Genomic DNA, 26,581 nt, shown 5'->3' on the forward strand with positions numbered 1-26,581 from the left:
TCTAGCTACCCCGGATAAGTAAATACTATGACTTCGCCTTTCTTGTTTTTCGCGTGCACATGCGGCCCGTCGTGATGAGCAGGAAATCCTTCGCCTACCATATGAGGGTGCCCGTCTGGGTGATCAAAAACTAGCGGCTTAGCGCCTTCTTCCTTCCGTCCTAGCGTACTTCCTCTAGCGCACAGACATGCGTAATTTTTCCCCCTGCTTTCAGAATTAAGCTCGGCAACGAGAATATCCGTTCCTCCTCGACCAACCCTCGGAACTTGAGCATGCTGCTGCGCAAGCCTCAACGCATGCGCACGGCTTCTAGCGGCAACAACTTTCTCCAGTCCGAGTGGGTCCGTCCATTCGATAGGGTTTGGTGCGTATAAGTAGAGATTCAATCCACCCGCGTAACTAATCGGGTCCTTGCTAACAAATCGCCCAACCCCCGGATCATAGTACCGGTACCGGTTGTAGTGCAGCCCAGTCTCCCGGTCGTGATACTGCCCCTGAAACCGAATCGGATTACCCAGTCCTACCTGCCTCGCCCAAGCCGACCGCTCCTCACGCACCTCCCCCCACGCCTTGTACTGCCCCGCCCACGCCATCTCGCCATTGTGGTCGGTCAGCTCCATTGGCGTGCCCAGGTGATCGCACTGGTACCACGCAAGCGCATCAAACCCCTGCGGCTGCATGTGCGTTTGCCACAACGGGTCCTGGTCGAAGTCGTAGTGGCGGCCGCTCCAGTCCGGCTGCTTGTGCAGCCGCACCGGCCCCCTGCGCAGGGCCTGGGCCACCGGCACAAAGCTTCCCGGCTCATACAGGTAATGCACCGTGCGGCCCGTATCGCCTTCATCACGCGGCGGGGCGCTTTCCCACGCCAGTGTGTCGCCGTCCCAGCCAAACAGCGTGAAGCCACAGTCCAGCTCACGCTGGCGCTTGGCCCGTTCAAGCTGATTCCAGCCCGTGCCGGCCTGCGGCTTGTTCGAATAATGCGCAACCGAGTGTTTGTGCAGTCGCCGGCCGAGTGCGTCATAGCTGTACTCGACCTTGAGCTTGTCGTCGCTGTAGCTCTGCAGCCGATCGAACAGGTCCCAGTTGAACTGCGCACGCACGCCGTTGTGCAGCCGTTCGGCCAGGTTGCCGCGCGCGTCGTAGGTGTAATGGATGCCGGCGTACTCGCGCAGCAGGTTGTCCATCAACCTGTTGCGTTTCGGGGCCTGGTCCAGCGGGCGGTTGAGCTGCTGCGTCTTCTCGTCCAGCAGGTTACCCGCCGGGTCGAAGGCGAATGTCTCCACCCCCAGGCGACTGGTGGCCTGCAACAGGCGACCGACAGGGTCGTACTGGTAGGCCAACTGACCACGTCGGCTGTCTTGAATGTCGGTGAGTTGCCCGGCGCCATCGTACTGGTACTGACGCTTGAGCAACGTGGACTTGCCGTCGTGGCTGCCTAGCAGTTGCTCCTGCAGCCGTCCGGCCGGGTCCCAGGCCTGGGTCTGCATCAGCTTGTTGCCCTGACGGCGCGCCACTTCACGGTGCAGGTCATCGCGCTCGTAGCTGAGCATGTCGTGCTGGTCGAGCTTCATGCCCAGCAGGTGGCCGCTGCCGTAGGTCAGCCAACTGACCGTGTGGCCATCGGGGCGTACGGTCGCGATGCGCTGGTTGAGCACGTCGTACTCGTGCGTCCACACCGCCACCACCGGCTGCTGCAACCCCAGGTAATGCTGATGCTCGCGGGTCAGATTGCCCGCCTCGTCATGGAACCACTGCAACTGGCTTGCCGCGTTGATCGCCTGGATCAGCCTGCCGTTGCCGTCATAGGCAAAGCGCTCGGTCTGGGACTGATCGCCCAGCCTGGCGGTACGCTCGGCCAGCCGCCCCATGGGGTCGAAACGCAGGTCGATGCGGCGCTGGCCGACCTGGGTCGAGGCCAGGCGACCGCTGTACGGGTGGTATTGATAACGGGTGGTCAGGCCATCGAAGCCGGTCTCCTGCAACAGGCGACCGACCGGGTCGTACACGAAGCTCGCCTGGCTGGTGTTTTCGTTTTCCAGGCCGATCAGCCGGCCCAGTTTGTCCCAGCGGTAGCGCAGGGTGTGCTCGTTGGCGTCGACGCGCTCGGCCAGAAGCCCGGCGCCGGAATAGGTCCAGGTGGTGCAGCGGTCGAGCGCGTCGAGGTACGCCAGCAGACGGCCTTCGGCATCACGCTCGAAGCGCTCTTCGGTGTTGTCGGGGTGGGTGACCCTGGACAGTTGCCCGGCCTTGTACTCATAGGCGGTCTTGTTGCCCGCTGCGTCGGCGAACTGCACCAGCTGGCCGAAGTCGTTGTAGGCCCACTGGCTGGCTTTGCCGGAGCAGTCGGTGTATTCGAGCAACTGCCCGGCGTCGTTGTAGGCCAGCGCCTTCTGGTTGCCGTTGGCGTCCTTGATCGCACTTACCAGGCCGCTTGGGGTGTAGGCAAATTCGGTCTTGTTGCCCAGCGGGTCGACCGTCTCTACCAGGTTACCGCGCTCGTCGTAGTCGCGCAGCCAAAGGCCACCCTCGGCATCGCGGATCTTAATCAGCTGGTCATGGTCGTCGTAGGCGTAATGCAGCGTGCTGTGGTCGGGACGGATGTGCTGCAGCAGGTTGCTACGCTCATCAAAGCTGTAGCGGTCCTGGCTACCGTCGGGGTGCACGTGGCGGATGATGTTCTTGCGTGCATCACGGAACAGCCATTGCTCGCGGCCATCGGGATGTACGACGCGGTAGGTATAGCCAAGGGCGTCGTAGTAGTACCAGGTTTCCTGGCCGTGGGCGTCGGTGACGTAGGTCAGGCGGATGTTCGGGTCCCACGCCAGACGGGTCTCGAAGCTGCCGTCATCCGCCCATTCATGAATCGCCTTGGCGTGCGGGCCTGTGCCATCCCACTCGAGGTTGAGGCCACGGTCGGTGCGGTCGGTGTAACGGGTGATCAGATGATGCTGGTACTCATAGTGCCAAGCGGCACCGTTTTCATCCTGAGCCGCTACCAGGTCACCCGCGCCGTCGTAGTGATAGGCGCACAGTTGGCGCAGCGGCTTGCCATCGACCACCTGCCACACGCCCTGGATATGCCCCTGCTCATTCAGCAGGGTGCCCAGTTGCAGGTGCACCTTGCTCGGGTCGTCGTCCTGGTAGGTGTTGATATCGGACAGCACCGGCTGGCCGTTGTGGCGATGCTCGTAATGCAGCATGGCACCGGCACCGCTGCGCAGGCGAATGTGGGTCAGGTAAAAGCGCTCGCCGACCTGGGCATAGGTTTCGAACCGATCCTGGCCCCGCACCAGGGTCAGCTGCTGTGCACGGGTGCGCTTGAGGGTCAGGTATTCGATGGGGTCGTGGTGCCAGGTGTCGACCTCGAGCCACGGGAAGTCGTGGCTGCGTCCATCGCTGTCATGCAGCACCAGCCCCTTGTCGACCACATCGATGCAGGTGGTGAACTCGGTGATCCAGCGTGCGCCTATGGTGCCGCTATCCAGCGCGTCGAGCCGCGAGTTGTAGACCCGGGCCCAATCCACCGGGAACGGGCCGGACAACGCGAAGTCCTGATGAACGACGGTCTCGTCGCCGAGCACATGGCCGATGCTGTGGCCGGTACAGGGACAGATACCATTCTTGTCGGTATTGGGGGCCTTTTTGGCCCTGACCTGGCGGCTGACCACCTCGGTCGGGCCTTCACTGTGGATGTGCCGCGCCTGCTGGGTGACCCCGGGGCGAATGCTGGTGGCAACGCCGCGCCTGGCGGGGTGTGCCAGCACGGTTTCCAGCAGGCGGCTCAGCAACCAGGCAATGCTGTTTTGCATGTCAGGGGCGCCCAGGGCTTCGAGGCGATCCGGCACCGACGCGGCCAACCCGTCGAGCGTGTGTACCAGCGGGCGCAGCAGGCTTTCCAGCGCCTCGCCGAAGTGGCTGGCGACATGGTTGTAGGCCGCCTTGAGGTTGCCCTCGGAGGCATTGGCCAAGGCCGACAGCGCCAGGCGCCAGGCGTCAGTGCTCAGCAGCGAGTCGTACAGCGCCGCCTGGGTCATCTGGGTGCGTGACAACTGGTGGCTGGCTGCGGCGTCGAGCTGGCCCCGGGCAGCGGCTTCTATGGCCCTGGCCAGCGTGGTGAACAACAGGCGCGCGGTGTCGGCGGCCTCGCCGAGCATGGCCGGCAACTGGGCCAGCGCCTCGCGTACGTAGTGTTCCAGGGCGCCGCGGATGTTGGCATGCAGGTGGCCGTCGATGATCTCCAGGATCACCGCGCCGATGTTCGCCCCCGGGCGACGGCGCAGGGTCTGGCGGGTCAATTGCAGCACCGGGCGCAGCACCATGCGCGCCTTGGTCAGGCCTGGGGGAAACGGCACTACGCCGATCAGGTTGATGCCCAGGCTGACCCAGTCGAGCGGGTCGGGGGACGGGCTCTCCAGCAGCGTGAGAATGTCGATCAGTACATCCACACCGGCCAGGGCATTACAGACCACCGGCACATTTTCGCCGGCCTGGCGCAGCAGTTGCAGGTTCACCAGGCCGTAGGTGGCCTCGCGCAGCCAGTGGTCGACAGAGACGGCGGCAGCGCCGAGGTCTTCACTGAGCAGGGTTTCGAGTGGGGCAATCGCAATCTGGATCTCACGCTCGCTGGGCGTGGACCCGGTGGGGGAAGCAGACATCGGGAATAGCCTTCCTAGGCAGGGGCGAAGCGCCCTGGGTGGTCCATGAAGGCAAAGGGTACGAGGGCAAGGAATTCTCAGATATGGAGAAACTTCCTGGAGTTGTGTGGGATGTGTCACATAAAGATGTAGATGCCGCGGATATACACCGGCACCGGCAGGCGGTCGAAGCCGCGCACGAACACCACCTGCTCGGCGCGACCACCGATGTAGCCCAGGTTGACGCCGGGGGCCCGGGTGAACGTGCTGGCGACAGTTAAGACAGTACTTTTCGTACAGTGCCTAGAGCGCCCCATCCAGCACGTCACCTACTTCCCATTGACTTGCGTTGCCTACCTCCAATGTTTGGAACTTATGTGGCAGGTGCTGACAGCTCGAGCGCTGCATTTATCGTCACTTCAGTTTTCTACAAAGCCAAGCTCCCCATTGCGCGGCTATGTGCGTTTCCGATCTGGCATCTCGCCCACATACCAGTGGCCTCCATTGGGGAAGTCCAACGTCACAGACTGTTTGGACAACACTGGCCTCTGTCTATACTTTGTCTTGTAGGCGGGTTGCTCCGTAGGATTGTCTGAGTTGAGCCATTTCTTAATGGAAGCGTCGGTAGAATTCAGCTCAATCAGACAGAAGTCAAAATCTGAATTATTTGTCAATTTGAATAGAAGATTTTTTGGATCTTCAGGTGGCGCAGTTAAGGAATCGGCGGTCGTCGCTATAAACCTTCCGCCGGGGTAGAGAACGAAGTCATAAATGGTTTGGGGCGAATTCAATGGGGATTTTGTACCCGTGGTGGGGTCGTTGAATTTTTGGTAGTGAAAATAATTGATCTTACCCTCCATTTCGTTTTGGAGTTGTACGCTGTAGGATGTTGCGCTGGAGATTTTTGCACTCATGATCGATGCTCCCAGGATAGCCACGCGGCTTTGTGTTCCTGGATAGCTTGCTACGTCATTTTGCTTGTCACAACTGTCAACTTTGCCAGTTGCATCGAGCCGATCCAGCCTTGCTGCCTTAGCAATAATGCAAAGCATCCGGCCCCCGCTTCAGGGGCGTTGCGCATGGGGGTGTAGAGCGTGCTGAAGCCCACCCCCGTGAACCTTGCGAGCTCGCAGGCAATCCAGCGAACGGGCCTCGCGCATTGCTACTGCGCCACCCGAACATCAGATGGCAGCTCCACTCAAAAAGGGAGGGTGTTGCAACGGCAATCACCCTCCTCTGTTCGACGCATGCACTACTTAAAAATGCTGACGACGCGAGAGCTGAACTAGGGTCATTTGAGTTCTGTACAGCACCCAAGCTCCCCGTTGCGCTGCCAGGGGAAAAGGTCAGTCTTCGCTTTTTGCTACGCTCACCGCCCATACGCTTCCATCGATTACCGCCACACTAGTTGACCTTCCTGGACGTAGCAGCCATGCGTACCATTTAGAGGGGTCGCCACGGCGAGGTTCGTAGTCGATCCAGCGCCGTAGTACCCCCCCTGGAAACTGCTTCGGTCCTGTATTCACCTCCCCAACCATTTGGTTGTATCTATCGATTATTGACTCGCGCTGAGATTGAACGTCTTTGTCACTTTCGTCCCCCGGAATGTCCTCCAGCGCGGCTATTACCCAGTCGGGATAAGGGGGCTCACCGTATACGCGGAGCAACCCGACAGGAAAACCTGAATTATTTGTAAATTTGAATCGAAGAAGTTTTGGATCTTCAAGCTGCGTTTGGTAGGACTCGGCGGTCGTCGCTATAAACTTTCCGCCGGGGTAGAGATTGAAGTCATAAGTAGTTTGGGGCGATGTTAATGCGGATTTTGTACCCGAGGCGGGGTCGCCGAACTTTTGGTAGTGGAAATAATTGATCTTACCTTCCATTTCGTTTTGGAGTTGTACGCTGAAGGATGTTGCACTCATGATCGATGCTCCCAGGAAAGGCACTCGGCTATGTGCTCCTGGATAGCTTGCTACGTCATTTTGCTTGTCACAACTGTCAACTTTGCCAGTTGCATCGAGCGGATCCAGCCTTGCTGCCTGAGCAATAATGCACAAGCATCCGGCTCCCGCTTCATGGGGGGTGCGCATACCGCTGTAGAACGCCTTGAATCCCCACCCCAACCCCGCTAATCTTGCGACGTCGCTGTCAATCCAGCGACCGGGCGTCGCGGCCCGCTAATGCAAAAGGCGCAACTGCGCCACCTGAACATCAGATGGCGGTTCCACTCAAAAAGGGAACTGCACAATGGTCAAAACCGTCTCCAATCCCCCGCTTACTACTCAACCCCGCAAACGCATCTACACCGCCTTCGGCTGTTGCAACGGTAATCACCCGCCCCTGTTTTCCGTCTGCGAAGGCATCGAGCTGGAAGACGCCCTGGTTCACCTGTCGCTCCAGATCCAATGCGCCAAGGACACCACCGCCCAAGCCTGCGAACGCGCCGACGAGCAGTTCAAGACGCTGCTGATCGCCGCACAGCAATCGCTGGAAATGAGCACCGTACTGATCGACACCGTGCTGGACGGCATGGAAGCAAACGCGGCACCCGAGTAACGACGCAACACACGGGCCGCACACGCGGCCTACCGAGCTCGCCCGCCCACCAAAACCCCGCCTGCCCCCCACATCACGCACTCTCCCCTTGCTGTCCACGGCCCACTGGCACTAGGATGCGACAAATTCTCAAATGCACCTGGCTATCATGCTGAGGTTTTCCGTGTCGTCGCCATCCACTTCCCCCACCCCTCACGCCGATGTTCGTGCGCTGTACATCAACCATCACGCCTGGTTGCTGGGCTGGTTGCGCAAGCGCATGCGCCACGGCGACCACGCGGCGGACCTGGCCCATGACATCTTCGTGCACATCCTCGGCAAGCCGGAGCAGCTGCAGCAGTTGCGTCAGCCGCGTGCCTGGTTGAGCACCGTGGCCCACGGGCTGCTGGTGGAACGCGTGCGTCGCCAGCGGGTCGAGCGGGCGTATCTGGAGGCCATCGCACACCTGCCCGAAGCCGAGGTGCCGTCGCCCGAGTCGCAGCTGATACTGCTGGAAACCCTGGCCCGTGTGGACGCCCTGCTCAACGGCCTGCCGCCCAAGGTGCGCATGGCCTTTCTGCTGTCGCGCCTGGAGGGCCTGAGCTACAAGGAGATCGCCGAGCGCCTGGCGGTAAGCCTGAGTTCGGTGGAGAAGTACATGGCCAGCGCCATTCGCCATTGCTACCTGGCCCAGCGATGAGCCGCCCGCCATTGCCCGAACTGCCCGACAACGTGCTGGACCAGGCCATCGGCTGGCTGGTGCGCATCGAGTCCGACGGCGTCAACCCGCAGCTGCTGGAGGCCTGCCAACGCTGGCGTCAGGCGCACGCGCTGCATGAGGTGGCCTGGCAAGCGCTGCAGAAAAGCGATGCCACCTTCCAGGGCCTGGCCGCACTGCCCGGCTCGGTGGCGCGGGACACGCTGCAACGCCTGCAAGGCGGTCGTCACAGCCGACGCCAGGCGCTCAAGCTGCTGGGCGTGGGGCTGCTGGCCAGCGGCGTTACCGGCTGGTCGATGCGTGACAGCACGCTGGTGCCCTGGGGCGCGGACTACGCCACCGAGGTGGGCGAGCGCCGTCAGTTCGTGCTGGATGACGGCACCCGCCTGCAACTGAACACAGCCAGTGCAGTGGACGTGCAGTTCACCGCCCAGCGCCGGTTGATCGTGCTGCGGCGCGGCGAAATCTTTATCGACACCGGCAAGGACGCCGCCACGGCGGGCGGGCGTCGCAGCTTCTGGGTCAGCACGCGGCATGCACAGTTGCAGGCCATCGGTACGGCCTTTGCGGTGCGTGATGAAGCCAGCGGCACGCGGTTGCGGGTCGAGGATGGGGTGGTGGCGATTCAGGGCAAGGGCCAGCCGGTGATGGTTGCCGCCGGGGAGCAATACCTGATCGATGCAAACGGCAGCCAGCGGGTCGAAACCAGCCCCCTCAATGCCAGCGCCTGGGCGCGCGGGCAACTGGTGGCCAAGCGCATGCAACTGCGCGAGCTGACCGCAGAACTGGCGCGCTATCGCCACGGCTGGCTGCGCTGCGACCCGGCCATCGCGCACCTGGAGGTGTCGGGCGTGTTCCAGCTCGATGACATCGACCAGGCCCTCAGCGCCCTGAGCGATTCGCTGCCGGTGCGGGTGGAACGCTTTACCCCGTTATGGACCCGTATCGTCGCCCGGTAAGGCTGATGAGAAGAAATCTCAAAAACTTTTACGGGTTTTGCCACCCTCTTCGACAGACAGGCAATACACCTCGTCATTCGAAAGGAGCACGCCGTCCATGTCTTCTGCTTTTATCCCCACCCGGCCTTTGCAGCGCAGCGTGCTGGCACTGACCCTGCGCAGTATGTTGCTGGCCGGTGCCACCAGCGTGTCGCTGGCCAGTGCGGCCGCGCAGGCCGCCGAGGCAAGCAGCCGCCACTACGAGCTGGCGGCAGGCCCGCTGGAAGAGTCGCTCAACAGCTTTGCCCAGGTGGCCGGCATCAGCCTGCCGTTCGACCCGGCGCTGGTGCAGGGCAAGCGCGCCCCGGCACTGCGTGGGGACTATGCCGTGCAGGATGGCCTCGAACGCCTGCTGGCCGGCAGCGGCCTCACGGTTACCCGCACCGCCAGCGGCAATTACCTGCTGATTGCCCGTAGCCAAAGCGCAGATGCCCTGGAACTGGGCGCCACCACCATCAGCGGCCTGGGCATGGGCTCGACCACCGAGCACAGCGGTTCGTACACCACCGGCGCCATGCAGACCGCCACCAAGCTGCCGCTGTCGCTGCGCGAAACACCGCAGTCGGTCACGGTGATTACCCGCCAGCGCATGGACGACCAGGGCATGCGCAGCCTCGACGACGTGGTGCAGGCCACGCCCGGGCTGCGCCTGTCGGCCGCGCGCCCGGCCAACAGCGAGTTCTTCGCCCGCGGCTTCCCCATCACCAACCTGATGTTCGACGGCCTACCCACCACCTACAACGCCGACTGGGTGGCCACCGCCGACCTGGCCCCCTATGACCGCGTCGAAGTGGTGCGCGGCGCCACCGGCATGATGCAAGGGGCCGGCAACCCGTCGGCCGCCATCAACATGGTGCGCAAGCGCCCTACCCAGGCGTTCCAGGCCAGCGTGACCGGCAGCGCCGGCAGCTGGGACAACTACCGCAGCGAGCTGGATGTGTCCGGCCCGCTGAACGACAGCGCCAGCGTGCGTGGCCGCATCGTCGGCGCGTACAACGACAAGGGCAGCTATCAGGATTACGCCGGGCGCGAGCGCGGGGTGTTCTACGGCATCAGCGAGTTCGACCTCACCGACAGCACCACCCTGACCGTGGGGGCGTCCGACCAGAACGACAATAACAACATCAACTGGGGCGGCCTGCCGGTGAACCCCGATGGCAGCCACATGGGCTTTTCTCGCTCCAAGACCTTCGGCTACAGCTGGTCGCACCAGGACGTCGAGAACAAGACGGTGTTCGTCGAGCTCGACCAGCGCTTCGACAACGACTGGCGCCTTCACCTGGGCGCGTCGAAAAACTGGTCCGAATTCAAGATGATGGGCGGCGTGCTGGAGCGCAACAACGACGCCACCTACCGCCAGCGCATCTTCAACCAGAACCGCGACTTCGATCAGTCCACCTACGATGTCTACGCCACAGGCCCGTTCACACTGCTGGGGCGCGAGCATGAACTGGTGGTCGGCGCCAGCAAGCGCCAGCTCAAGACCGAAGCCACCGGCGGCACGGTGTTCGTCGATGTGCCGGACATCAACCGCTTCAATCCGGGTGGGCTGGCCAGACCGAACGTGCCGGACATCTACTCCATCGACGACAAGGTCGATCAGGAAGGCCTCTACCTCACCACGCGCTGGAACCTGGCCGACCCGCTGAAGGTGATACTCGGTGCGCGCCTGGACTGGTACGACGCCACGGCCATCTATGACCAGATCAACGACCAGTACTACACCTCGGGCAAGACCAAGGTGGTGCGCAACGTCACCCGTTATGCCGGGGTTATCTATGACCTGGACGACAACCATTCGGTGTATGCCAGCTACACCGATATCTTTCAGCCGCAGACCGAGAAGGACGGCCAAGGCAAAGGCATTGAGCCTATTACCGGCGAAAACTACGAAGTGGGTATCAAGGGTGAGTATTTTGGCGGCGCGCTGAATGCCAGTGCTTCGCTGTTCCAGATCGACCAGCTCAACCGCGCGGCCGAGGTGGCGGATGCAAGCCTGTGCAAGGTCATCCCGGTGGGTAGCTACGGGTGCTATGAAGCGGCCGGCAAGGTGCGCAGCCAGGGCATCGAGTTCGAGATCAATGGTGCGCTGACGCCCAACTGGCAAGTGGGCGCCGGCTATACGTTCGCCCAGGCCAAGTACGAGAAGGATGCCGACAAGGCCAAGGAAGGCCGGCTGTTCGACACCGACCTGCCGCGTCATATGTTCAAGGCCAGTACCACGTACCAGTTGCAGGGTGATCTGAAGCAGTGGCGTGTGGGGGCCAACCTCTATAGCCAGAGCGCGACCTTCAACAAGGGCAGCAATGTGTTCGGCAACTACCATGTCGAGCAGGAGGCGTATGCGCTGGTCGGGTTGATGGCGGGTTACCAGGTCAACAAGCACCTGGACACGCAGTTGAACATCAACAACGTGTTCGACAAGAAGTACTACCAGGGCATCGCCAGCAACTCCACGTGGAGCCCATATGACGTGTTTGGCGACCCGCGCAACTTGATGGTTACGGCGAAGTACAGCTTCTGATGATGCGCCGGGGTCAGCGTGATTGCCGGCATATGCAGATTGACTGATGCACCGTGCATTCAGGCGCTGCGACCGCTTCGCGCTCGATTCGCGGGTCAAGCCCGCTCCCACGCCCTGCGGGCAGAAGCGGATTATGCATGGCTCGATGATCTGTTTCGGGCCGCCAGGCCGTGGGAGCGGGCTTGACCCGCGATCTGGCGCGCAGCGCCAGCAAAACCTGCACATGCAGTTTGCCTGATACACCGCGTACTCAGGCCTTGCGACCGCTTTGCGCTCGTTCGCCGGCAACGCCGGCTCCTACACCCTGCGGGCAGACTCCGCCTCTGGCCGCCAGGCCGTAGGAGCGGGCCTTGACCCGCGATCTGGTGCGCAGCACCAGCAAAACCTGCACATGCGGTCTGCCTGATACATCGCGCACTCAGGCCTTGCGACCGCTTCGCGCTCGTTCGCCGGCAACGCCGGCTCCTACGCCTGCGGGCAGATGCTGCCTCTGGCCGCCAGGCCGTGGGAGCGGGCCTTGCCCGCGATCTGGTGCGTAGCGCCAGTAGAACCTGCACACGCGGTCTGCCTGATACACCGCGCACTCAGGCGTTGCGACCGCTTCGCGCTCGTTCGCCGGCAACGCCGGCTCCTACGGCCTGCGGGCAGACTCCGCCTCTGGCCGCCAGGCCGTGGGAGCGGGCTTGACCCGCGATCTGGCGCGCAGCGCCAGCAAAACCTGCACATGCAGTTCGCCTGATACACCGCGCACTCAGGCGTTGCGACCACGTTGCGCTCGATTCGCGGGTCAAGGCCCGCTCCCACGCCCTGCGGGCAGAAGCGGATTATGCATGGCTCGATGATCTGTTTCGGGCCGCCAGGCCGTGGGAGCGGGCCTTGCCCCGCGATCTGGTGCGTAGCGCCAGCAAAACCTGCACATGCGGTCTGCCTGATACACCGCGCCCTCAGGCGTTGCGACCGCGTTGCGCTCGTTCGCCGGCAACGCCGGCTCCTACGCCCTTCGGGCAGACTCCGCCTCTGGCCGCCAGGCCGTAGGAGCGGGCCTTGCCCCGCGATCTGGTGCGTAGCGCCAGCAAAACCTGTGCACGCGGTTCGCCTGACACACCGCGCATTCAGGCTTTACGACCGCTTCGCGCTCGTTCGCCGGCAACGCCGGCTCCTACGCCCTGCGGGCAGACTCCGCCTCTGACCGCCAGGCCGTAGGAGCGGGCCTTGACCCGCGATCTGGTGCGCAGCACCAGCAAAACCTGTGCACGCGCCCTCAAAGCCTCCCCACGCACAACGCTCACGCTTGCAGCGCAACCTTTAGTAAACTCGCCCCACCGGCAATACCGGCAAGGCTCTGCAGACACCTGCAACCTCCCCGCCATCGCACCGCTTTCAAGCATCTACAGGCCCAGCAGAACCATGAACCGCCAAAAGAAGATCAAGCAGATACTCAAGGCCAACGCCAAGAAGGCCAGCGCCAAGCTGGCCCCCAAAAGCAAACCCAAATACATCTGCAAGGCCGACCGACTGAAGCTGGCTGCCGAAGCCGCCGAAACCCCGACCCCCGCCGCCGAAGGCTGAGCCACACCTGTCACGCAGCGCCCGCCTGCTGCGTTATCCACTCGATGAACGCCTGCACCTGCGCCCGCTTCAAGGCCTCTTTGCGCGTTACCAGGTAATACGCAAATCGCGACGGCCACGGCCTGTCCAGCGCCACCACCAGCCTGCCGTTGTGCAGATCTTCCTGGGCATGGTTGTCCTGCACCAGGGCAATGCCCTGCCCGCTCGCCGCCGCGCGCAGCAGCAACAGGTCTTCATCGTAACTGGCACCGCGCTGGCTACGGCTGTCAGCCTCCACGCCATGCGCTTGCAGCCACAGCGGCCAATCCGCTCGCTCGGTGTCGTGCAGCAATGGGTAGTTCAGGCAATCCTGCGGGCTGTTGATCGGCGGCCCCTCGGCCAGCAGCCGAGGGCTGGCCACCGGTAGTAGCACCGGCGCCATCAGCGGGATCGACTCCAGCCCCGGGTACTGGCCCAGGCCATGGCGCAGCGCAATGTCGATGCGCTCGCGCTGGAAATCCACCAGCCTTGCCGACGCCTCCACCCGCACTTCGATGTCAGGATGCCGGGCACTGAAGTCACCCAGGCGCGGCACCAGCCAGGTGGACGCGAACGACGGCACGGTGCTGATGGTAAGCGTTTGCTCGTGGGTGAACGACTCAAGTTCGAGCAGCGCGTTCTCGATCTGCCCAAAGCCCCGCGACAACCCGGGGAAAAGACGTGCGCCGGCATCGCTGAGCTGCACCCCATGCCGCCCCCGTAGCAGCAGCGTGACGCCCAGACGGTCTTCCAGCTGGCGGATCTGCTGGCTGATGGCGCCGGGGGTGACGCCCATGTGCTCGGCCGCCGCCTTGAGGCTGCCCAGCCGTGCAGCTTCGGTAAAGGCGCGCAGCGCCAGCAAGGGTAGAACGGCGCCCATGGCGTATTCCTTGGTTTAGAAAATCTAAAGTCAAAGCGCAGGACTAATCGTTTTAGTCCCAGGCAATCACTCACTAGCATGGCACCCACACCACGCAACAAGCATTAGTCTGCCTGAGGTATGTGCCCTGTGTCCGATCCTGACCTGATTCTCTACACCGACAGTTCCCCAAACGGCTTCAAGATCACCATCGCCCTGGAAGAAATGGGCCTGCCCTACAGCCTGCGCCATGTGCGCATCGATGAGGGCGAGCACCAGCGGCCCGAGTTTCTTGCGCTCAACCCGCACGGTCGCATTCCGGTGCTGATCGACCGCGCCACCGGCATCACCCTGTTCGAGTCCGCCGCCATCCTGCTGTACCTGGCGGACAAGAGCGGCCAGTTGCTTGGCCACGACGCTCCCGAGCGCTGGGCATGCATCACCTGGCTGATGTTTCACAGCGCCAGCATGGGGCCGTTGCTGGGCCAGCGCGTGCACTTCGAATGCTTCGACAGCGTGCCCAACCCTGCCGCCATCCAGCGTTACAGGACCCTCACCGAAGCCACCTTCGCCACCCTCGATCAGCACCTGGCAAACCAGCCGTGGCTGGGTGGCGCCACCTATTCGATTGCAGACATCGCCACCTTCGCCTGGCTGCATATCGCGCAGCTGGTGGGCTTCGACTTCAGCCAGCAGCCCTGGTTGAGCCAATGGTACGCGCAGGTAGAGCAGCGCCCTGCGGTACAACGCGGCATCCGCCTGCCCGCCCCTGCCACCGGCCCATGAACCCCGACACCAAGGAACAGGCATGAACACCATGACCCACCCCACTGCACCCGCCGTCACCTGCGGCGCGAACGCCGAAGCCTTCGCCCACCACCCCGGCTACCGGCGCATGTTCGCCGCCGATCACCTGACACTGGGCATCTTTCTGCCACTGCGCTTCTACCAGGGCGACATGGCGGTGCTTCACGCCCAGGCGCAGCATGTGAGCGAGATCGAGCGCCTGGGCTTTGCTGCCGTATGGGTGCGCGACGTGCCCTTGTTCGACCCGGCCTTCGGCGATGCCGGCCAGGTGTTCGACCCCTTCGTGTACCTGGGCTACCTGGCCGCCCATACTCGGCACATCGCGCTGGTCACCGGCAGCGCCATCTTCACCTTGCGCCACCCCATCGACCTGGCCAAGTCTGCCGCCAGCCTCGATCGCCTGTCGGGCGGCCGGTTGGTGATGGGCATCGCGTCGGGGGACAGGGCCGTGGAGTTCCCCGCCTACGGCCTGGCCCATGACCAGCGCGGTGAGCGCTTTGCCCACAGCGTGGACTACTTTCGGCAATTGCTGGCGCAGGGCCCTGCGACCATCCGCTCGCCGCTGGGCCAGATGAGCGGCACGCAGTTGCTGCCACAACCGGTCACCGGGCGCATTCCGCTGATCGTGACGGGGTCGTCGCGTCAATCCCTGCAGTGGCTGGGTGAGCAGGCCGATGGCTGGCTGACCTACCCGGACGCCACCCACACGGCGCAGGGCCCACTTCGCCTGGCAGAGAAGGTTCGGGCGTGGCGCTCGCAGATCCCCAACGGCGGGTTTCGCCCGCACATGACCAACGAGTGGATCGACCTGGACGAAGACCCCGACTTCCCGCGCACTCCGTTGCAAGGTGGGTATGTGCTCAAGACCGGGCGCAACGGGCTGATCGCGTTGCTTGGCGAATGGAAGGCAGCGGGCGTCAATCATGCGGCGCTGGGTATTCAGATGGCCCGGCGGCCGGTTGACGAGGTCATTCAGGAATTGGCCGAAGAAGTGTTGCCGCTGTTCCCCACCTTGCAAGGGCCTGCGCCGCTGGCCCAGGGGTGGTAGCACTTATCTGGCGCAGGGGTAGCCCGTTTCGACAGCCGAGGCCACCGCCTCGGCAAAGTCCAGTTCCGGGTTGAGCGCGGCCACCAGGTCGGCGGTCAACGGGGTGTGGTCGTAGAGTTGCTGCACCGCCGCCAATGGCACGGCCTGCTCGTAGTACCACTGGGCAAACTCCACGTAGCCACTGGCCGGTTCGATCAGCAGCGCCAGAAACTCCACCGAGCCATCGTCGAGGTGGTCCGTTGTGACGTTCGGCGCTGCCACCTTCTGCCAGGCCGCGTCGTCAGGGCTTCTCCAGTAGCAGTAGCTCAGCCAGTCCATGCTGAAGGCCGCTTCGTTGAGAAAGGCGGCAAAGGCCGGCGGCACTTGTTGCTGTACGGCCTCGACGAGACGGCTGTCGCCGGCTAACGGGGATTCATGCGCAATCCCCTTGATGGCCGCGCCGAACGGCCCGAAGTGCACAAACCATTCATCGCCCGAGCCATTGCGCATCGACGCCATTTCCTCACCGTCGAACCAGCTCGCGTTGTAGCTGAAATAGCGGTACTCCCATTCGGGGGAGACGATGGCATCGAGCATGGCCAGGGCCTTGGCGCGCTGGCGCAGCGTGGCGATGTCCGGGAGTGTTGCGGGGTCAAGGGGAATCAAGGCGGGCATGAGTGCTTCCGAAGGTCGACGAATTGGGGTGGCGATGGTGATTCAAGCCAGGCTGACAGTGCTCGCTTCTCCCGTGCGTGTGTCATATGCGACCAGGGCTTGCCGGGTGGCGTCGGCAGTGCAAACGCGCTCGCCATTCGGGTTCCAGACCGCGGACTGGCCTGCACCGATGAAGTTGTCGGCGGGGCCTACGCAGTTGGCCATGATCACGGTCATGCCATGCTTGCGGGCCATTGCCGGGTAATGGTTGCAGGCCAGGTCCACGCCCTTCTGCGACTTGGCCACGCTGGCCAGGTACACCTGGGCACCTGCCGCGGCGGCCTGGGATGCATGGGCGGGTTGCAAGGATTCATAGCAGATCGCGGGCACCAGAACATGCCCGCCCTGGCGGAACACCTGCTGCTGGGTACCGGGCGTGAAAAAAGGCAGTTCGTCGGCGTGCAGAAGCTGCTTGGAATACACCGCACGTGGCAGCCCTGGCTGGAAGGCGATCATGCTGATCTGGGTGCCCTCCCTCCCCTGGGTTGGCGCACCCACGGCGATGAGCAGGGTGAAGCGATCGCTCAAGGCCTGGAACGCATCGAGGCGGCTGTCGGTGGGCGCCATCGCCAGGCCACCGGCCAGTTCAGGTTCGTAGCCGGTCAGCGAAAGTTCGGGGAAGACCACCGCATCGGCTCCCTGGCTTGCGGCGGCGTGGATAGCGTCGATGTGTTGGGCGAGGTTCTTTTCGACATCCCCCGGGGTGGCCGAGATTTGCGCAGCGATCAGCTTCATTCGAGTCTCATGTCCCTTTGTCGACGCGGGCCTATGCTGCACCAACATCGTTACCTTGGAAAGTGTGCGGTGTATCAGGCTGATCGCGTCGCAGTTTCTGCTGGCGCTGCGCGCCAGATCGCGGGGCAAGGCCCGCTCCTACAGGCTGGGCACCTGCAACCCGACCTTCACCCGGTCCAGCGCCACAATGGTCTTGAACCAGGTGACATTGGCGTTCTCGGCAAACAACCGCCGCGCCAACGCCTGGTACTCCTGCATGCTGGCCACGGTCAGCACCAGCACGAAATCCACCTCGCCAGTGACGTAGTAGCACTGCTGCACTTCAGGCACCGCAAAGTGCGCCTTCATGGCCTCCAGCGCATCGAGGCTGGTGCGCTCGGCCATCACCTCCACGATGATGGTGATCGGCCGACCCACCGCAGTAGGGTCGACGACGGCGACATTGGCGGTGATGACGCCCCGCTCCTCCATGCGCTTGATACGCCGTTGCACCGCCGCCGTGGACAGGTTGACCTGCTCGGCCACCAACCGTAGCGGCACGGTGTTGTCGCGCTGCACCAGGTCAAGAATGGCGCGGTCGAACTTGTCCAGCGGCTCAGCCGCTACATCGTGAATGGCCATGGAAACCCTGCGAGAAATTTTCTCGAAAACTACCAGAAATCCGCGCCCCTTTATCTGACAGCGAGAAATATTATCGAGCCCCAGCCTGCAGCCGCAGCCCTGGTCGGGACTCACACAGGATATTGCTCGCATGCTCGCACTGTTTCATCTGTCGCCCGTGCTGCTGGTCACGGCCATGCTGGTGGTGCTGCGCCGCCCACCCGTGCACGCCGCCATCGCCGGTACGCTGCTGGTAATGGTGCTGTGGCTGGTCGGTGCTGCCGATACGTGGCGCCTGGGCAGCCTGGTGGCGGCCGCCCAGGACACTGCCGTGCTGTTTGCCAGCACCGCGTTCGTGATCGTACCGGGGCTGGCCTTCGTGATCTTCATCGAGCGCATGGGCGTGAACCTGGCATTCAGCCAGTGGGTACGCTCGCTCGGGCTCGGGCGCGGCGACCAGGTGGTGTTCATCGTGCTCGGGCTGGCCCCGTTGCTCGAAGCCATGACCGGCTTTGGCGTGTCGTTGATCGCCACCGTGCCGCTGCTGCTCAGCCTGTTCGACCGCCGGGTGGCGCTGCGTATCGCGTTGGCCGGCATGGCGATCATGCCGTGGGGCACGCTGGGCCTGGCATCGGTGATCGGCGCTTCCCTGGCCCAGCTGGATGCTGCGGCGCTGGCAGCCACTTCGGCGCTGACCAGCGCACCGGTGTTTCTCGCGCTCGGGGCGATGGCGCTGTACCTGGCCGAGGTTCGCACCTTGCGCGAATGGATGGTGCTGGGCGCTGGCTGGCTGGTATTCGTGGGGGTGCTCTATAGCAGCAGCCGCGGGTTGGGGCCGGAGGTAGCCGGCGTGGCGGCGGGCCTGGTGAGCGCAGCCGTCGTACTGGCCAGCGGGCTGTGGCGCCTGCACAACCACGGCGGCACACGCGGGGCGCGACAATGGCCGCGCCAGGCGTGGCCTTACCTGGTGCTGATCACCAGCATCGTCGCGCTCAAGGCGCTGTGGGCCATCACCGGCTGGCAGAACCTGTGGGTCGTCCAGGGCGCCCAGGTCACCTGGAAGCCGCTTGCCTCGCCGGGCGTGGCACTGATCCTGGTGCTGGTGGGCCTGGGGTTTCACGCGCGAAGCGCACCGTCCCTGCCGGGGCCGGGTACCCGCATCGGCACCGCACTGCTGGCCCGGGCGAAGCGGCCCCTGCTGACGATCTTCTTTTTTCTCGCCATGTCGCAGTTGATGGTCAAGGCCGGCTTTCTGGCGGGCCTGATGCAGCTGCTGACCGGCCTGGCACCGTCCACCGCCTCGTTGCTGGTCGCCCTGCTGGGCGGGTTGTCCGGCTACATGACCGGCTCGAACGTGGGCGGCAATGCGATCTTCATGCCCGCCATCGCCATGCTGCCCGAATACGGCCGCCTGTTGCTCGCGGCGGTGCAGAACAGCGCGGCGGGGCATGCGGCGCTGGGCTCGCTGTCGATCGTGATGCTGATCCTGGGCCTGGCCAGAACCAGCACCAGTGAAGAAGGCGAACTGGTGCGCTTCGGCTTTGCGCTGGTGTGCCTCAACACGGCACTGGTCGCGCTGGCTGCGGGGTTGCTGAGCGTCTGGCTGGGCTAGTCAGGCAACCACCATCACCACCAGCACCACCCCCAGCAGGGCCAGGTAGCACTTCACATGCAGCGCGTCGGGCATGCGCCCGATCCACGGCGCGGCCAGGCGAATGCCGCACCACGAGCCCAGCACCAGCACGGCCAGGGCACGCACATCGATATAGCCGGCAAACCAGGGCCCCAGCGCTTCGGTGCGCCACGCAAGCACGGCGTAGGCGGCAGTACCGGCAATCGCCATCGGCAGCGACAGCGGGTTGGCCGACGCCGTCGCCACGGCCATGCTCGCCCCACGCCTGTGCATCAGCGGCACGCTCATCACGCTGCCGCCTACACCCAGGAATGCGGCCACGGCGCCCATGCCGACACCGATCACGGCGCTGGCTCGACGGCCCAGCGGGCGCATGCCATCGCTTGTGCTCACGGTAAACCCCGGGCGCAACACGGCATCAAGAATGGTCAGGCCAAGGTAGCCGATGAACAGCCAGCGTATCCACGCCCCTTGCACCTGCGTGGCGGCCCATGCGCCAAGCACTGCACCCAGCGCAACGTAACCCAGCAACGGCCGCACCACAGGCCACTGCAAGGTGCGCGCACGGGCATGGCGCAAGGTCGAAAGGCCTGCGCCGAAGATCATCGCCGCCGTGGAGGTGGCCACGGCGATATGCATCGCGGCCTCGCCGATGGCCGCCCCCGGCGCATGGCTCACACTGATAAGGGTAAACAGCAGCGGCACCGCCACAAAGCCGCCACCAAAGCCGAACAGCACAGTCGTCACGCCGGCTACCACACCGAACGCACACAGCAGAAACCAGAACATGCATCGCTTCCAACACAAGGGGGGAGCCACACGTTAACGGCCAGACATGTGGCCAGCCCTCGCGAATTGGCCAATAATCCTCGCGTTCCGGCCAAGGTGCTTCACATGCTCAATATTCCGCTCGCCAGCGTCGACGCCGTCGCCCGCCCGGTGCTCGCCATCGGTACCGACTACCCGCCCGACACACTGCTGCCCACCCATGTGCATCGGCGCGCACAGTTTCTGTATGGCATGAGTGGCCTGATGGAGGTCCAAACCCAGGACGGCAGTTGGGTGATTCCGCCCGGTAGCGGGGTGTGGATACCCGCCGGCAAGCCGCACCAGGTGCTGATGCGCGGGGTGAGCACCCGCAGCCTGTACATAGAGCCGGCGCAGCCGGTGCGTGATACCTCGCAGTGCCAGGCCCTGGTGGTCTCGCCCCTGCTCCATCACCTGTTGCTGGCCACGGCGCACGTACCCGCACTGTATGAAACACACGGTCGCGACGGGCATCTGATTCAGTTGGTACTGCACGAGCTGCGCAGCGCGCCGAGCCTGGCGCTGTTCGCACCCTTGCCAAACGACCCGCGGCTGGCCGAACTATGTCGCAACTTCCTGCGCCAACCCCGCATCGACACCAGCGCCGAGTCCTGGGCAAGTGCCCTGCATTGCAGTGCAAGAACCTTCAGCCGCCTGTTCCGCCAGCAAACCGGGCTTTCATTCGGCACATGGCGCCAGCAGGCCTGCCTGATGGCTGCCGTCACCCGCCTGGCGGCCGGCGCCTCGGTCACACGGGTCGCGCTGGAGCTGGGCTACGACAGCCCCAGCGCCTTTTCCAGCATGTTCCACCGCCAATTGGGCGCCCCGCCCAGTGTTTACCTGGCCACGCTCGACCAGTGCGGCCCAGGGCACGCGGTGGTCTAACTCAGGTATTCAGGGCCGGCTTTGGGCCCAGGCGCCAGCCCAGGTTCATGCCGGCCGCCGCCAGCAATATGGCCAGCGCCCCGGCTGCCTGCAGCGCGCTGAGGGGGTGATCGAAGGCCAGCCAGTCGACCAGGATGGCCACCGCCGGGTACAGAAACGACAGGGCGCCGATCAGCGCCGTGGGCAGTTTCTGGATGGCGCCGTACAGCAGGGTCGACATCAGCCCGGTATGCACCGCGCCAATGGTCAGCAGGTAGGCCCAGGCCTGGGGCTGTGCGGTCATGTCCGGCACCTGCGCCCAAGGCCAGAGCATGGCCGCGCCCACCAGCAGTTGCACCAGCACGATCAGGTGCGGCGGCACGCCCTGCAGGCGCTTGGCGATGATCGCCGCAATCGCGTACAGCAAGGCCGACGCCAGCGCGAGCATCACACCTATCAGGTAGTTTTCCCCGGCCGCCCCCGTCTTGGCCGTCACAATCAGCAGCATGCCGACAAACGCCAGGCCCAACCAGCCGGCACCACTGGCCGAAATCCGCTCGCCGAACAGCAGCACGCCCAGCCCCACCAGCATGAAGGGTTGCGTGTGGTAGACCACCGTGGCCACCGCGATGGAGGCCTGGCTGTAGGCGCTGAACAGCAGCAGCCAGTTGCAGGCCAGCGCAACGCCACCCAGCAGCATCCACCCCCACTGCGCGCGGGTCGGGCGCAGCATGCCAAACACCCCCAGCGCCCAGCACGCCAGGGCCATCACGGCGGCGCCGAACAGGCAGCGCCAGAACACCATCGACGAAGGTGACTGGCCCGACTGCACCACGAACCAGCCGACAGTGCCAGAAATGCACATGGCGGTGACCATTTCGAGGGTGCCGCGTGAACGTGCATTCATGGCGCGCGGTGTCCTGTCGAGGTAAAAACAGAAGGCTGTGTCATCGAACAAAATCCATCAAAACGAACAAGTGGGTGCCATAATGTCCGCCGCCCTCTCTCCCAGTCAACTCATAACGAACAAATGACCATTATATCGAACGATGCGCCGATCATGATTCTGGCCCAGGCCATCAGGCGCGAGCGCTTGCAGTCGGGGATGTCCGTCAGCGATCTGGCGCGCCGCGCCGGCGTGGCCAAATCCACGCTGTCGCAGCTGGAGTCCGGCCTTGGCAACCCCAGCATCGAGACCCTGTGGGCGCTGGCCACGGCATTGGGCATTCAGGTCACGCGGTTCTTCGAGCAGCCGGCGCAGACGGTCACGGTGATTCGCGCAGGCGAAGGTGCGGCGCTCAAGGCCGACGACGCCGACTACGCGGCGACCCTGCTCGCCGACTGCCCGCCCGGCATACGCCGGGACCTGTACCGCGTGCATGCCCAGCCCGGGCAGCCGCACCATTCCCAGGCGCACCCGGCGGGCACTTTCGAGCATGTATTCGTGTGCCAGGGGGCCGCCAGCGCAGGCCCGGCCAGTGCACCGGTGCTGTTGCATGCCGGCGACTACCTGCGCTACCCGGCCAACCAGCCCCATGTGTTCGAAGCCTTGGAGCCCGATACCGTTGCTGTCATGCTGATCGAGCACAGCTGAAGCAACTGCCTGCCCTATCCCTCAGGACCCCCACCCCCATGACCAACCACAGAATCGAGCTGTCAAACGGATGGATCGCCGAGTTTGCCAACCAGGGCGAGTTCCGCATGGATGCCGAAGGCTGGAACCTGGTGCTGCACGGGCCGCAGGGGCAATCCATCCAGTACTTCAACGACCAGATCGTGCTGGTGAACGATGACGACGGCACGCAGGCCAAGGCGTGCCTGCAGCTGTCGGAGGACGGCGTCTACGGTTACCTGAGCACCTCGGTGGGCACCGGCTGGGTGATCGACTTTGCCCGCGGCATGCTTGCCCCGCACCGGGTGGATATTCGTCACTACCACGACGGCTACGACGAGAGCATCGCATTGACCGAGCAGCCGGCCTTCCAGCGTGCACGCCAGTACATTCAGGTGAAGGGGCGATTCGTGTACCTCACCTTCCCGTTCATCCGCGAGGCGGAGTTCCCCAAGGTGTGGGAGCAGTACGTGGCGATTCGTCGGCGCCAGCTGGACGAGCTGTACTTTCGCAATTGAACCCTGCCGCGTGCCGGCGCCCTAGGCACCTGCCGCAGCCAGGTTGCCGGGGTCGCCCTCGGCCAACAGCTGCGCCATGCGTTCACGCGCCGCTGCGTTCGGCAACACCCCGGTGGTCATGCCTTCCAGCACGGTTTCGCCCTGCGCGTTGACGATGCTCAACTGCGCCCGCGCATGCCCGCGCTCGTCCTTGTCCACGATCAGCCAGTGGCAGGTGATTGCATCGCCGGCATACACCGGCCGCTTGAACTCGAAGCTCATGCTGGTCGCCAGCCAGCCGATCTGCCCGCCGATCTCGGTCACCAGGCTGGCCGTCAGCAGGCCATGGGAGATGATCGACCTGAACCTGCGCAGTTCGGCCGAGGCGGCATCGTAGTGCACGGGGTTGTAGTCCCGCGAAAGCTGCGCAAAGCAGCGGATGTCCTCATCGGTGAAGCACCGGGTCACGCTCAGTTGCGCCCCCACCTCCAGGCCCTGTACGGCCCGTGCTCTCAAGCTCTTCATGGCACTCCCCCTGTTCGATTGCCGCGTACATTCTGCCTACCTGGGTAGCTGCCCGCCCAGCAGCACCAGCGCGATGATGACCATCGCCGCCCCCGACACCCGGCTGACCCACAGCGCCGCCGCAGGCCGCGCGCCCAGCACGGCCTGCGATCCAAAGCCCACCAGCAGGTAGATCACCCCGCAGCTGAGCGCATGCACCAGCCCCAGCGCCACGATCTGCAGCGGTACCGGCCACGGCGCCGTGGCGTCGGTGAACTGTGGCAGCAATGCCAGAAACAGCAGGAACACCTTGGGGTTCAGGCCGCTCACACACAGGCCCTTCACCGCCCAGCGCTGCCACGCACCGGCTACCTGCACCTGGTCCGCCTGGGGCACAGTCGGGTGCCGCAGCATGCCGATGCCCAACCATAGCAGGTACCCGGCCCCCGCCACTGTCAGCACCGACAGCGCAAACGGATGCCCCGCCACCAGCGTGCCCACCCCGGCGGCGACGATCAGTGTCGCGATCAGATGCCCCGACAACAGCCCGGCCACGGCGGGCAATACCACCCGCCCCTTCAGCCCGGCCGATATCGCATAGGCCCAGTCCGCACCCGGCGTGATGATGAACAACATCGACACCGCCCAGAACGCCACGAAAACACTCAGGGTCATGGCGCTACCCACGCCAGGGGTTGATCCACGGTTGGCTGCATCGTGCTGCTCCACAAGCAAATTGATGCAGGGAACAATAATGAAATCTTGCTAGAATTTTCTTTCGAAGATAATCGCGACATAGGCCAATAGGGGAAGATCCTTCCAGATGGACCGCATCGACCGGAACATTCTTGCCGAACTGCAAAAAGACGGGCGCCTTTCGATCACCGAACTGGCCGAGCGGGTGGGGTTGAGCCTCTCCCCCTGCCACCGGCGGGTGCGTGCCCTGGAAGAATCGGGGGTGCTGCTGGGCTATCGGGCGAAACTGGACCCCATTGCCCTGGGCCTGACCTTTTCCGCCATGGTCTTCGTCACCCTTCGCGAGGGCGATCGCACGGCGGTCGAGGCGTTCGAGAACGCGCTGGTGGCGTTGCCACAGGTGGTGGATGCGCAGCGCCTGTTCGGCGAGCCGGACTACCTGCTGCACGTGATCACCCAGGACCTGCCGGCCTTCCAGCGGCTCTATGATGAAAGCCTGTCGTCGCTGCCCAACGTGCAGCGGCTCACCTCCACCCTGGTGATGAAGCGCGTGGTGCAGGACCGGCCCTTGCCGTTGTAACCTCGCCGCCCGCCTTCACCCCCACTCAGGAGCACCACTATCCACCGCGCACCCAACGAACCCTGGCAAGGCGACCTGTGGCTGGCCACCGACTACTGCCTGGTGGCCGGGCAGGTCGGGCAAACCCAGGCCCACGCCCACTATGCCCACCAGGTGCTGATCGCCTGCGCTGCCCCGGTGCAGGCGTCGATCCAGGGCCAGGTCGAGTGCGGGCCGCTGCTGCTCATTGCCTCCGGCCAGCCGCATGCGATTCTCAGCGAGCAACCGGCGATCACGCTGTTTGCCGAGCCATTGGCTTTCGAACTGCCGGTGCTGCGCCAGCTCTGCGAAGACGCCGGCGCAGACCTGGAAGGCCTGAACCAACGCTTGCGCGCCCTGCCCCGGCGCCCTTTGCATCCGCGCCTGGCCACCGCCTTGCAACGGGTACGTGCACTGGATGAAAACACCCTGCCCGCCGCGCAGCTGGCCAGTGAGGCGGCGCTGTCGCTCAGCCAGCTGGAGCGCCTGTTCAGCGGTCAACTGGGGCTGTCGGTGCGCCGCCTGGTGTTGTGGCAACGCCTGCGCGTGGCCTTGCAGCTGGCACTGGGCGGTAGCAGCCTGACCGAGGCAGCCACCTGCGCAGGCTTTGCCGACTCGGCCCACCTGTCACGCAGCGTGCGCCAGCAGTTCGGCATCCGTGCCGACCGTACCCTGCGCCACCTGCGCCTAAGGCTGCTGGACTAGCGCACGGCTCAGGGCATCGGGCAGTACGGCAGGTGGATGCTCGGGCTGGTCGCGGCGAAAGGGTTGGCGCAACTGCGCGCCGTAGCCCACCGGGTAGTCCGGAAAGTCGCCGATACCCAGGTCGTCGTCCGCCAGGTGATAGTGCGGCAGGTGCAAGGCGGTACCCAGCAGGCGGTCCCAAACGCTGAAGAACAGCGCGAAGTTCACATCCCCCGTGGTGCCGTACTTGAGGTGATGCAGCCGGTGCACCGGCGCCCAGGCAAATACATGGCGCAGCCAGCCGATGCGCATGTCGACGTTGCTGTGCTGCAACAGCAGCTGGATGGATATGCTGAACGCCAGCAAGGCCGCCACATCCAGCGGCAACCCGCACAGCAGCAAGGGCAAGGTGCCGCCCAGCGCTTCGAGCATCTGGTGCAGCGGGTGCTTCATCAGCCCGTTGAAGCCGTACATTCGGGTCACGCTGTGATGCACGGCGTGCAGGCGCCACAGCAACGGCAGGCGGTGGCTGGCGTAATGCACCAGGGTGATGCCCAGGTCTGCCACCGGCAACGCCAGCAACAGTTGCAGCGCCAGCGGCCAGTCACTCGGCCACAGGCCGGTATCGGGCAGCACCAGGGCAATCAGGGGGATGGCGGCAATGCCGGCCACGTTGAGCGCCTCGTTCACCCCCGCGTGAATCACGTCCCGGGTGCCATCGCCCTGGCTCACATTCCAACGCTCGCGATAGGGCCACAGCCGCTCGCACAGCAGCGACACGCCAATCGCCAGCAACAGCAGAACCGGCAACCAGCCAAGGCTTGCGCCCTCGTCCAGCAGCCACACGGCCGAGCCGACGAATCCAAGGAAAAATACAGGGGCGTACAGGGTTCGCATCGTGAAACTCCAGGCAGGTCAGAGCCTGGAGTTTCGTGTAGCCGCAGCCTG

General features: G+C 64.2%; 26 protein-coding genes. 13 read left to right on the forward strand and 13 right to left on the reverse strand.

What is annotated here, in order from left to right:
* Window positions 1-5: 5 nt before the first annotated feature.
* The 4 genes from KH389_RS14255 to KH389_RS14270 all read right to left on the reverse strand — a co-directional run bounded on the left by KH389_RS14255 (window position 6) and on the right by KH389_RS14270 (window position 6,556).
* Complete coding sequence (locus tag KH389_RS14255; protein WP_244988635.1) at window positions 6-4,655, reverse strand: RHS repeat-associated core domain-containing protein; 4,650 nt, start codon at window positions 4,653-4,655, stop codon at window positions 6-8.
* Between the two features lie 116 nt (window positions 4,656-4,771).
* Window positions 4,772-4,951, reverse strand: coding sequence for a hypothetical protein (locus tag KH389_RS14260; RefSeq protein WP_058540718.1), 180 nt, complete (start codon window positions 4,949-4,951; stop codon window positions 4,772-4,774).
* 138 nt (window positions 4,952-5,089) lie between these two features.
* Window positions 5,090-5,686: a hypothetical protein gene (locus tag KH389_RS14265; protein WP_148071514.1), complete on the reverse strand. Its 597-nt coding sequence runs from the start codon at window positions 5,684-5,686 to the stop codon at window positions 5,090-5,092.
* 294 nt (window positions 5,687-5,980) lie between these two features.
* Window positions 5,981-6,556: a hypothetical protein gene (locus tag KH389_RS14270; RefSeq protein WP_213605701.1), complete on the reverse strand. Its 576-nt coding sequence runs from the start codon at window positions 6,554-6,556 to the stop codon at window positions 5,981-5,983.
* A gap of 325 nt (window positions 6,557-6,881) precedes the next feature.
* Between KH389_RS14270 and KH389_RS14275 the strand changes: the two genes are divergently transcribed.
* From KH389_RS14275 to KH389_RS14295, 5 genes are all read left to right on the forward strand, one after another.
* The gene (locus tag KH389_RS14275) at window positions 6,882-7,190 is read left to right on the forward strand and encodes a DUF6124 family protein (protein ID WP_054915325.1); all 309 of its coding nucleotides are present in this window, start codon (window positions 6,882-6,884) and stop codon (window positions 7,188-7,190) included.
* Between the two features lie 148 nt (window positions 7,191-7,338).
* Window positions 7,339-7,869, forward strand: coding sequence for a sigma-70 family RNA polymerase sigma factor (locus tag KH389_RS14280; protein WP_213605702.1), 531 nt, complete (start codon window positions 7,339-7,341; stop codon window positions 7,867-7,869).
* Window positions 7,866-8,846, forward strand: a complete 981-nt coding sequence (locus KH389_RS14285) for a FecR domain-containing protein (RefSeq protein ID WP_213605703.1) — start codon at window positions 7,866-7,868, stop codon at window positions 8,844-8,846. Before KH389_RS14280 ends, KH389_RS14285 begins: the two co-directional genes overlap by 4 nt.
* A gap of 97 nt (window positions 8,847-8,943) precedes the next feature.
* Window positions 8,944-11,409, forward strand: coding sequence for a TonB-dependent siderophore receptor (locus tag KH389_RS14290; RefSeq protein WP_081315130.1), 2,466 nt, complete (start codon window positions 8,944-8,946; stop codon window positions 11,407-11,409).
* 1,407 nt (window positions 11,410-12,816) lie between these two features.
* Entirely contained in the window at window positions 12,817-12,978 is a 162-nt protein-coding gene (locus KH389_RS14295; protein ID WP_078480115.1) for a DUF2986 domain-containing protein, read from the forward strand.
* A 10-nt stretch (window positions 12,979-12,988) separates the two neighbouring features.
* Here KH389_RS14295 and gcvA read toward each other — a convergent pair whose 3' ends face one another.
* Window positions 12,989-13,876: a transcriptional regulator GcvA gene (gene gcvA, locus KH389_RS14300; protein ID WP_100633997.1), complete on the reverse strand. Its 888-nt coding sequence runs from the start codon at window positions 13,874-13,876 to the stop codon at window positions 12,989-12,991.
* Window positions 13,877-14,005: 129 nt separating this feature from the next.
* On the opposite strand from gcvA, the gene KH389_RS14305 reads away from it, so the two are divergent.
* Window positions 14,006-14,641, forward strand: a complete 636-nt coding sequence (locus tag KH389_RS14305; protein WP_244988636.1) for a glutathione S-transferase family protein — start codon at window positions 14,006-14,008, stop codon at window positions 14,639-14,641.
* 22 nt (window positions 14,642-14,663) lie between these two features.
* A complete protein-coding gene (locus KH389_RS14310) occupies window positions 14,664-15,710 on the forward strand; it encodes an LLM class oxidoreductase (protein WP_088515344.1) in 1,047 nt (348 codons plus the stop codon).
* Window positions 15,711-15,713: 3 nt separating this feature from the next.
* Here KH389_RS14310 and KH389_RS14315 read toward each other — a convergent pair whose 3' ends face one another.
* The 3 genes from KH389_RS14315 to KH389_RS14325 all read right to left on the reverse strand — a co-directional run bounded on the left by KH389_RS14315 (window position 15,714) and on the right by KH389_RS14325 (window position 17,759).
* Window positions 15,714-16,364, reverse strand: a complete 651-nt coding sequence (locus KH389_RS14315) for a hypothetical protein (RefSeq protein WP_213605704.1) — start codon at window positions 16,362-16,364, stop codon at window positions 15,714-15,716.
* 42 nt (window positions 16,365-16,406) lie between these two features.
* A complete protein-coding gene (locus KH389_RS14320; protein WP_213605705.1) occupies window positions 16,407-17,138 on the reverse strand; it encodes a carbon-nitrogen hydrolase family protein in 732 nt (243 codons plus the stop codon).
* A gap of 138 nt (window positions 17,139-17,276) precedes the next feature.
* Window positions 17,277-17,759 (reverse strand): Lrp/AsnC family transcriptional regulator, encoded by a 483-nt coding sequence (locus KH389_RS14325; protein ID WP_043860522.1) that lies wholly within the window; start codon window positions 17,757-17,759, stop codon window positions 17,277-17,279.
* Between the two features lie 130 nt (window positions 17,760-17,889).
* Here KH389_RS14325 and KH389_RS14330 point away from each other — a divergent pair, with 130 nt between their 5' ends.
* The gene (locus KH389_RS14330; protein WP_213605706.1) at window positions 17,890-19,350 is read left to right on the forward strand and encodes an L-lactate permease; all 1,461 of its coding nucleotides are present in this window, start codon (window positions 17,890-17,892) and stop codon (window positions 19,348-19,350) included.
* Here the strand turns inward: KH389_RS14330 and KH389_RS14335 are convergent, their stop codons facing one another.
* A complete protein-coding gene (locus tag KH389_RS14335; protein ID WP_213605707.1) occupies window positions 19,351-20,160 on the reverse strand; it encodes a sulfite exporter TauE/SafE family protein in 810 nt (269 codons plus the stop codon).
* 105 nt (window positions 20,161-20,265) lie between these two features.
* Here KH389_RS14335 and KH389_RS14340 point away from each other — a divergent pair, with 105 nt between their 5' ends.
* Entirely contained in the window at window positions 20,266-21,063 is a 798-nt protein-coding gene (locus KH389_RS14340; RefSeq protein ID WP_043860525.1) for an AraC family transcriptional regulator, read from the forward strand.
* A gap of 1 nt (window position 21,064) precedes the next feature.
* On the opposite strand, the gene KH389_RS14345 is transcribed toward KH389_RS14340, so the two are convergent.
* Window positions 21,065-21,949, reverse strand: coding sequence for a DMT family transporter (locus KH389_RS14345; RefSeq protein ID WP_058540706.1), 885 nt, complete (start codon window positions 21,947-21,949; stop codon window positions 21,065-21,067).
* 123 nt (window positions 21,950-22,072) lie between these two features.
* Here KH389_RS14345 and KH389_RS14350 point away from each other — a divergent pair, with 123 nt between their 5' ends.
* A complete protein-coding gene (locus KH389_RS14350) occupies window positions 22,073-22,636 on the forward strand; it encodes a helix-turn-helix domain-containing protein (RefSeq protein ID WP_054915334.1) in 564 nt (187 codons plus the stop codon).
* Window positions 22,637-22,674: 38 nt separating this feature from the next.
* Complete coding sequence (locus KH389_RS14355) at window positions 22,675-23,172, forward strand: hypothetical protein (RefSeq protein WP_043860528.1); 498 nt, start codon at window positions 22,675-22,677, stop codon at window positions 23,170-23,172.
* A gap of 21 nt (window positions 23,173-23,193) precedes the next feature.
* Here KH389_RS14355 and KH389_RS14360 read toward each other — a convergent pair whose 3' ends face one another.
* Both KH389_RS14360 and KH389_RS14365 read right to left on the reverse strand, forming a co-directional pair.
* On the reverse strand, window positions 23,194-23,676 hold the full coding sequence (locus KH389_RS14360; RefSeq protein WP_054915335.1) for a MaoC family dehydratase: 483 nt from the start codon (window positions 23,674-23,676) through the stop codon (window positions 23,194-23,196).
* Between the two features lie 36 nt (window positions 23,677-23,712).
* A complete protein-coding gene (locus KH389_RS14365; RefSeq protein WP_043860545.1) occupies window positions 23,713-24,330 on the reverse strand; it encodes a LysE family translocator in 618 nt (205 codons plus the stop codon).
* Between the two features lie 148 nt (window positions 24,331-24,478).
* Between KH389_RS14365 and KH389_RS14370 the strand changes: the two genes are divergently transcribed.
* Together KH389_RS14370 and KH389_RS14375 are read left to right on the forward strand one after the other, a co-directional pair.
* Complete coding sequence (locus tag KH389_RS14370; protein WP_043860530.1) at window positions 24,479-24,931, forward strand: Lrp/AsnC family transcriptional regulator; 453 nt, start codon at window positions 24,479-24,481, stop codon at window positions 24,929-24,931.
* A gap of 102 nt (window positions 24,932-25,033) precedes the next feature.
* Window positions 25,034-25,654: a helix-turn-helix transcriptional regulator gene (locus KH389_RS14375; RefSeq protein WP_229589228.1), complete on the forward strand. Its 621-nt coding sequence runs from the start codon at window positions 25,034-25,036 to the stop codon at window positions 25,652-25,654.
* On the opposite strand, the gene KH389_RS14380 is transcribed toward KH389_RS14375, so the two are convergent.
* Window positions 25,637-26,530: a sterol desaturase family protein gene (locus KH389_RS14380; RefSeq protein WP_213605708.1), complete on the reverse strand. Its 894-nt coding sequence runs from the start codon at window positions 26,528-26,530 to the stop codon at window positions 25,637-25,639. The two genes, KH389_RS14375 and KH389_RS14380, sit on opposite strands and share 18 nt — an antisense overlap.
* Window positions 26,531-26,581: the final 51 nt, after the last annotated feature.

The sequence above is a fragment of the Pseudomonas qingdaonensis genome (genome assembly GCF_018398475.1).
Taxonomy (GTDB): Bacteria; Pseudomonadota; Gammaproteobacteria; order Pseudomonadales; family Pseudomonadaceae; genus Aquipseudomonas; species Aquipseudomonas palmensis.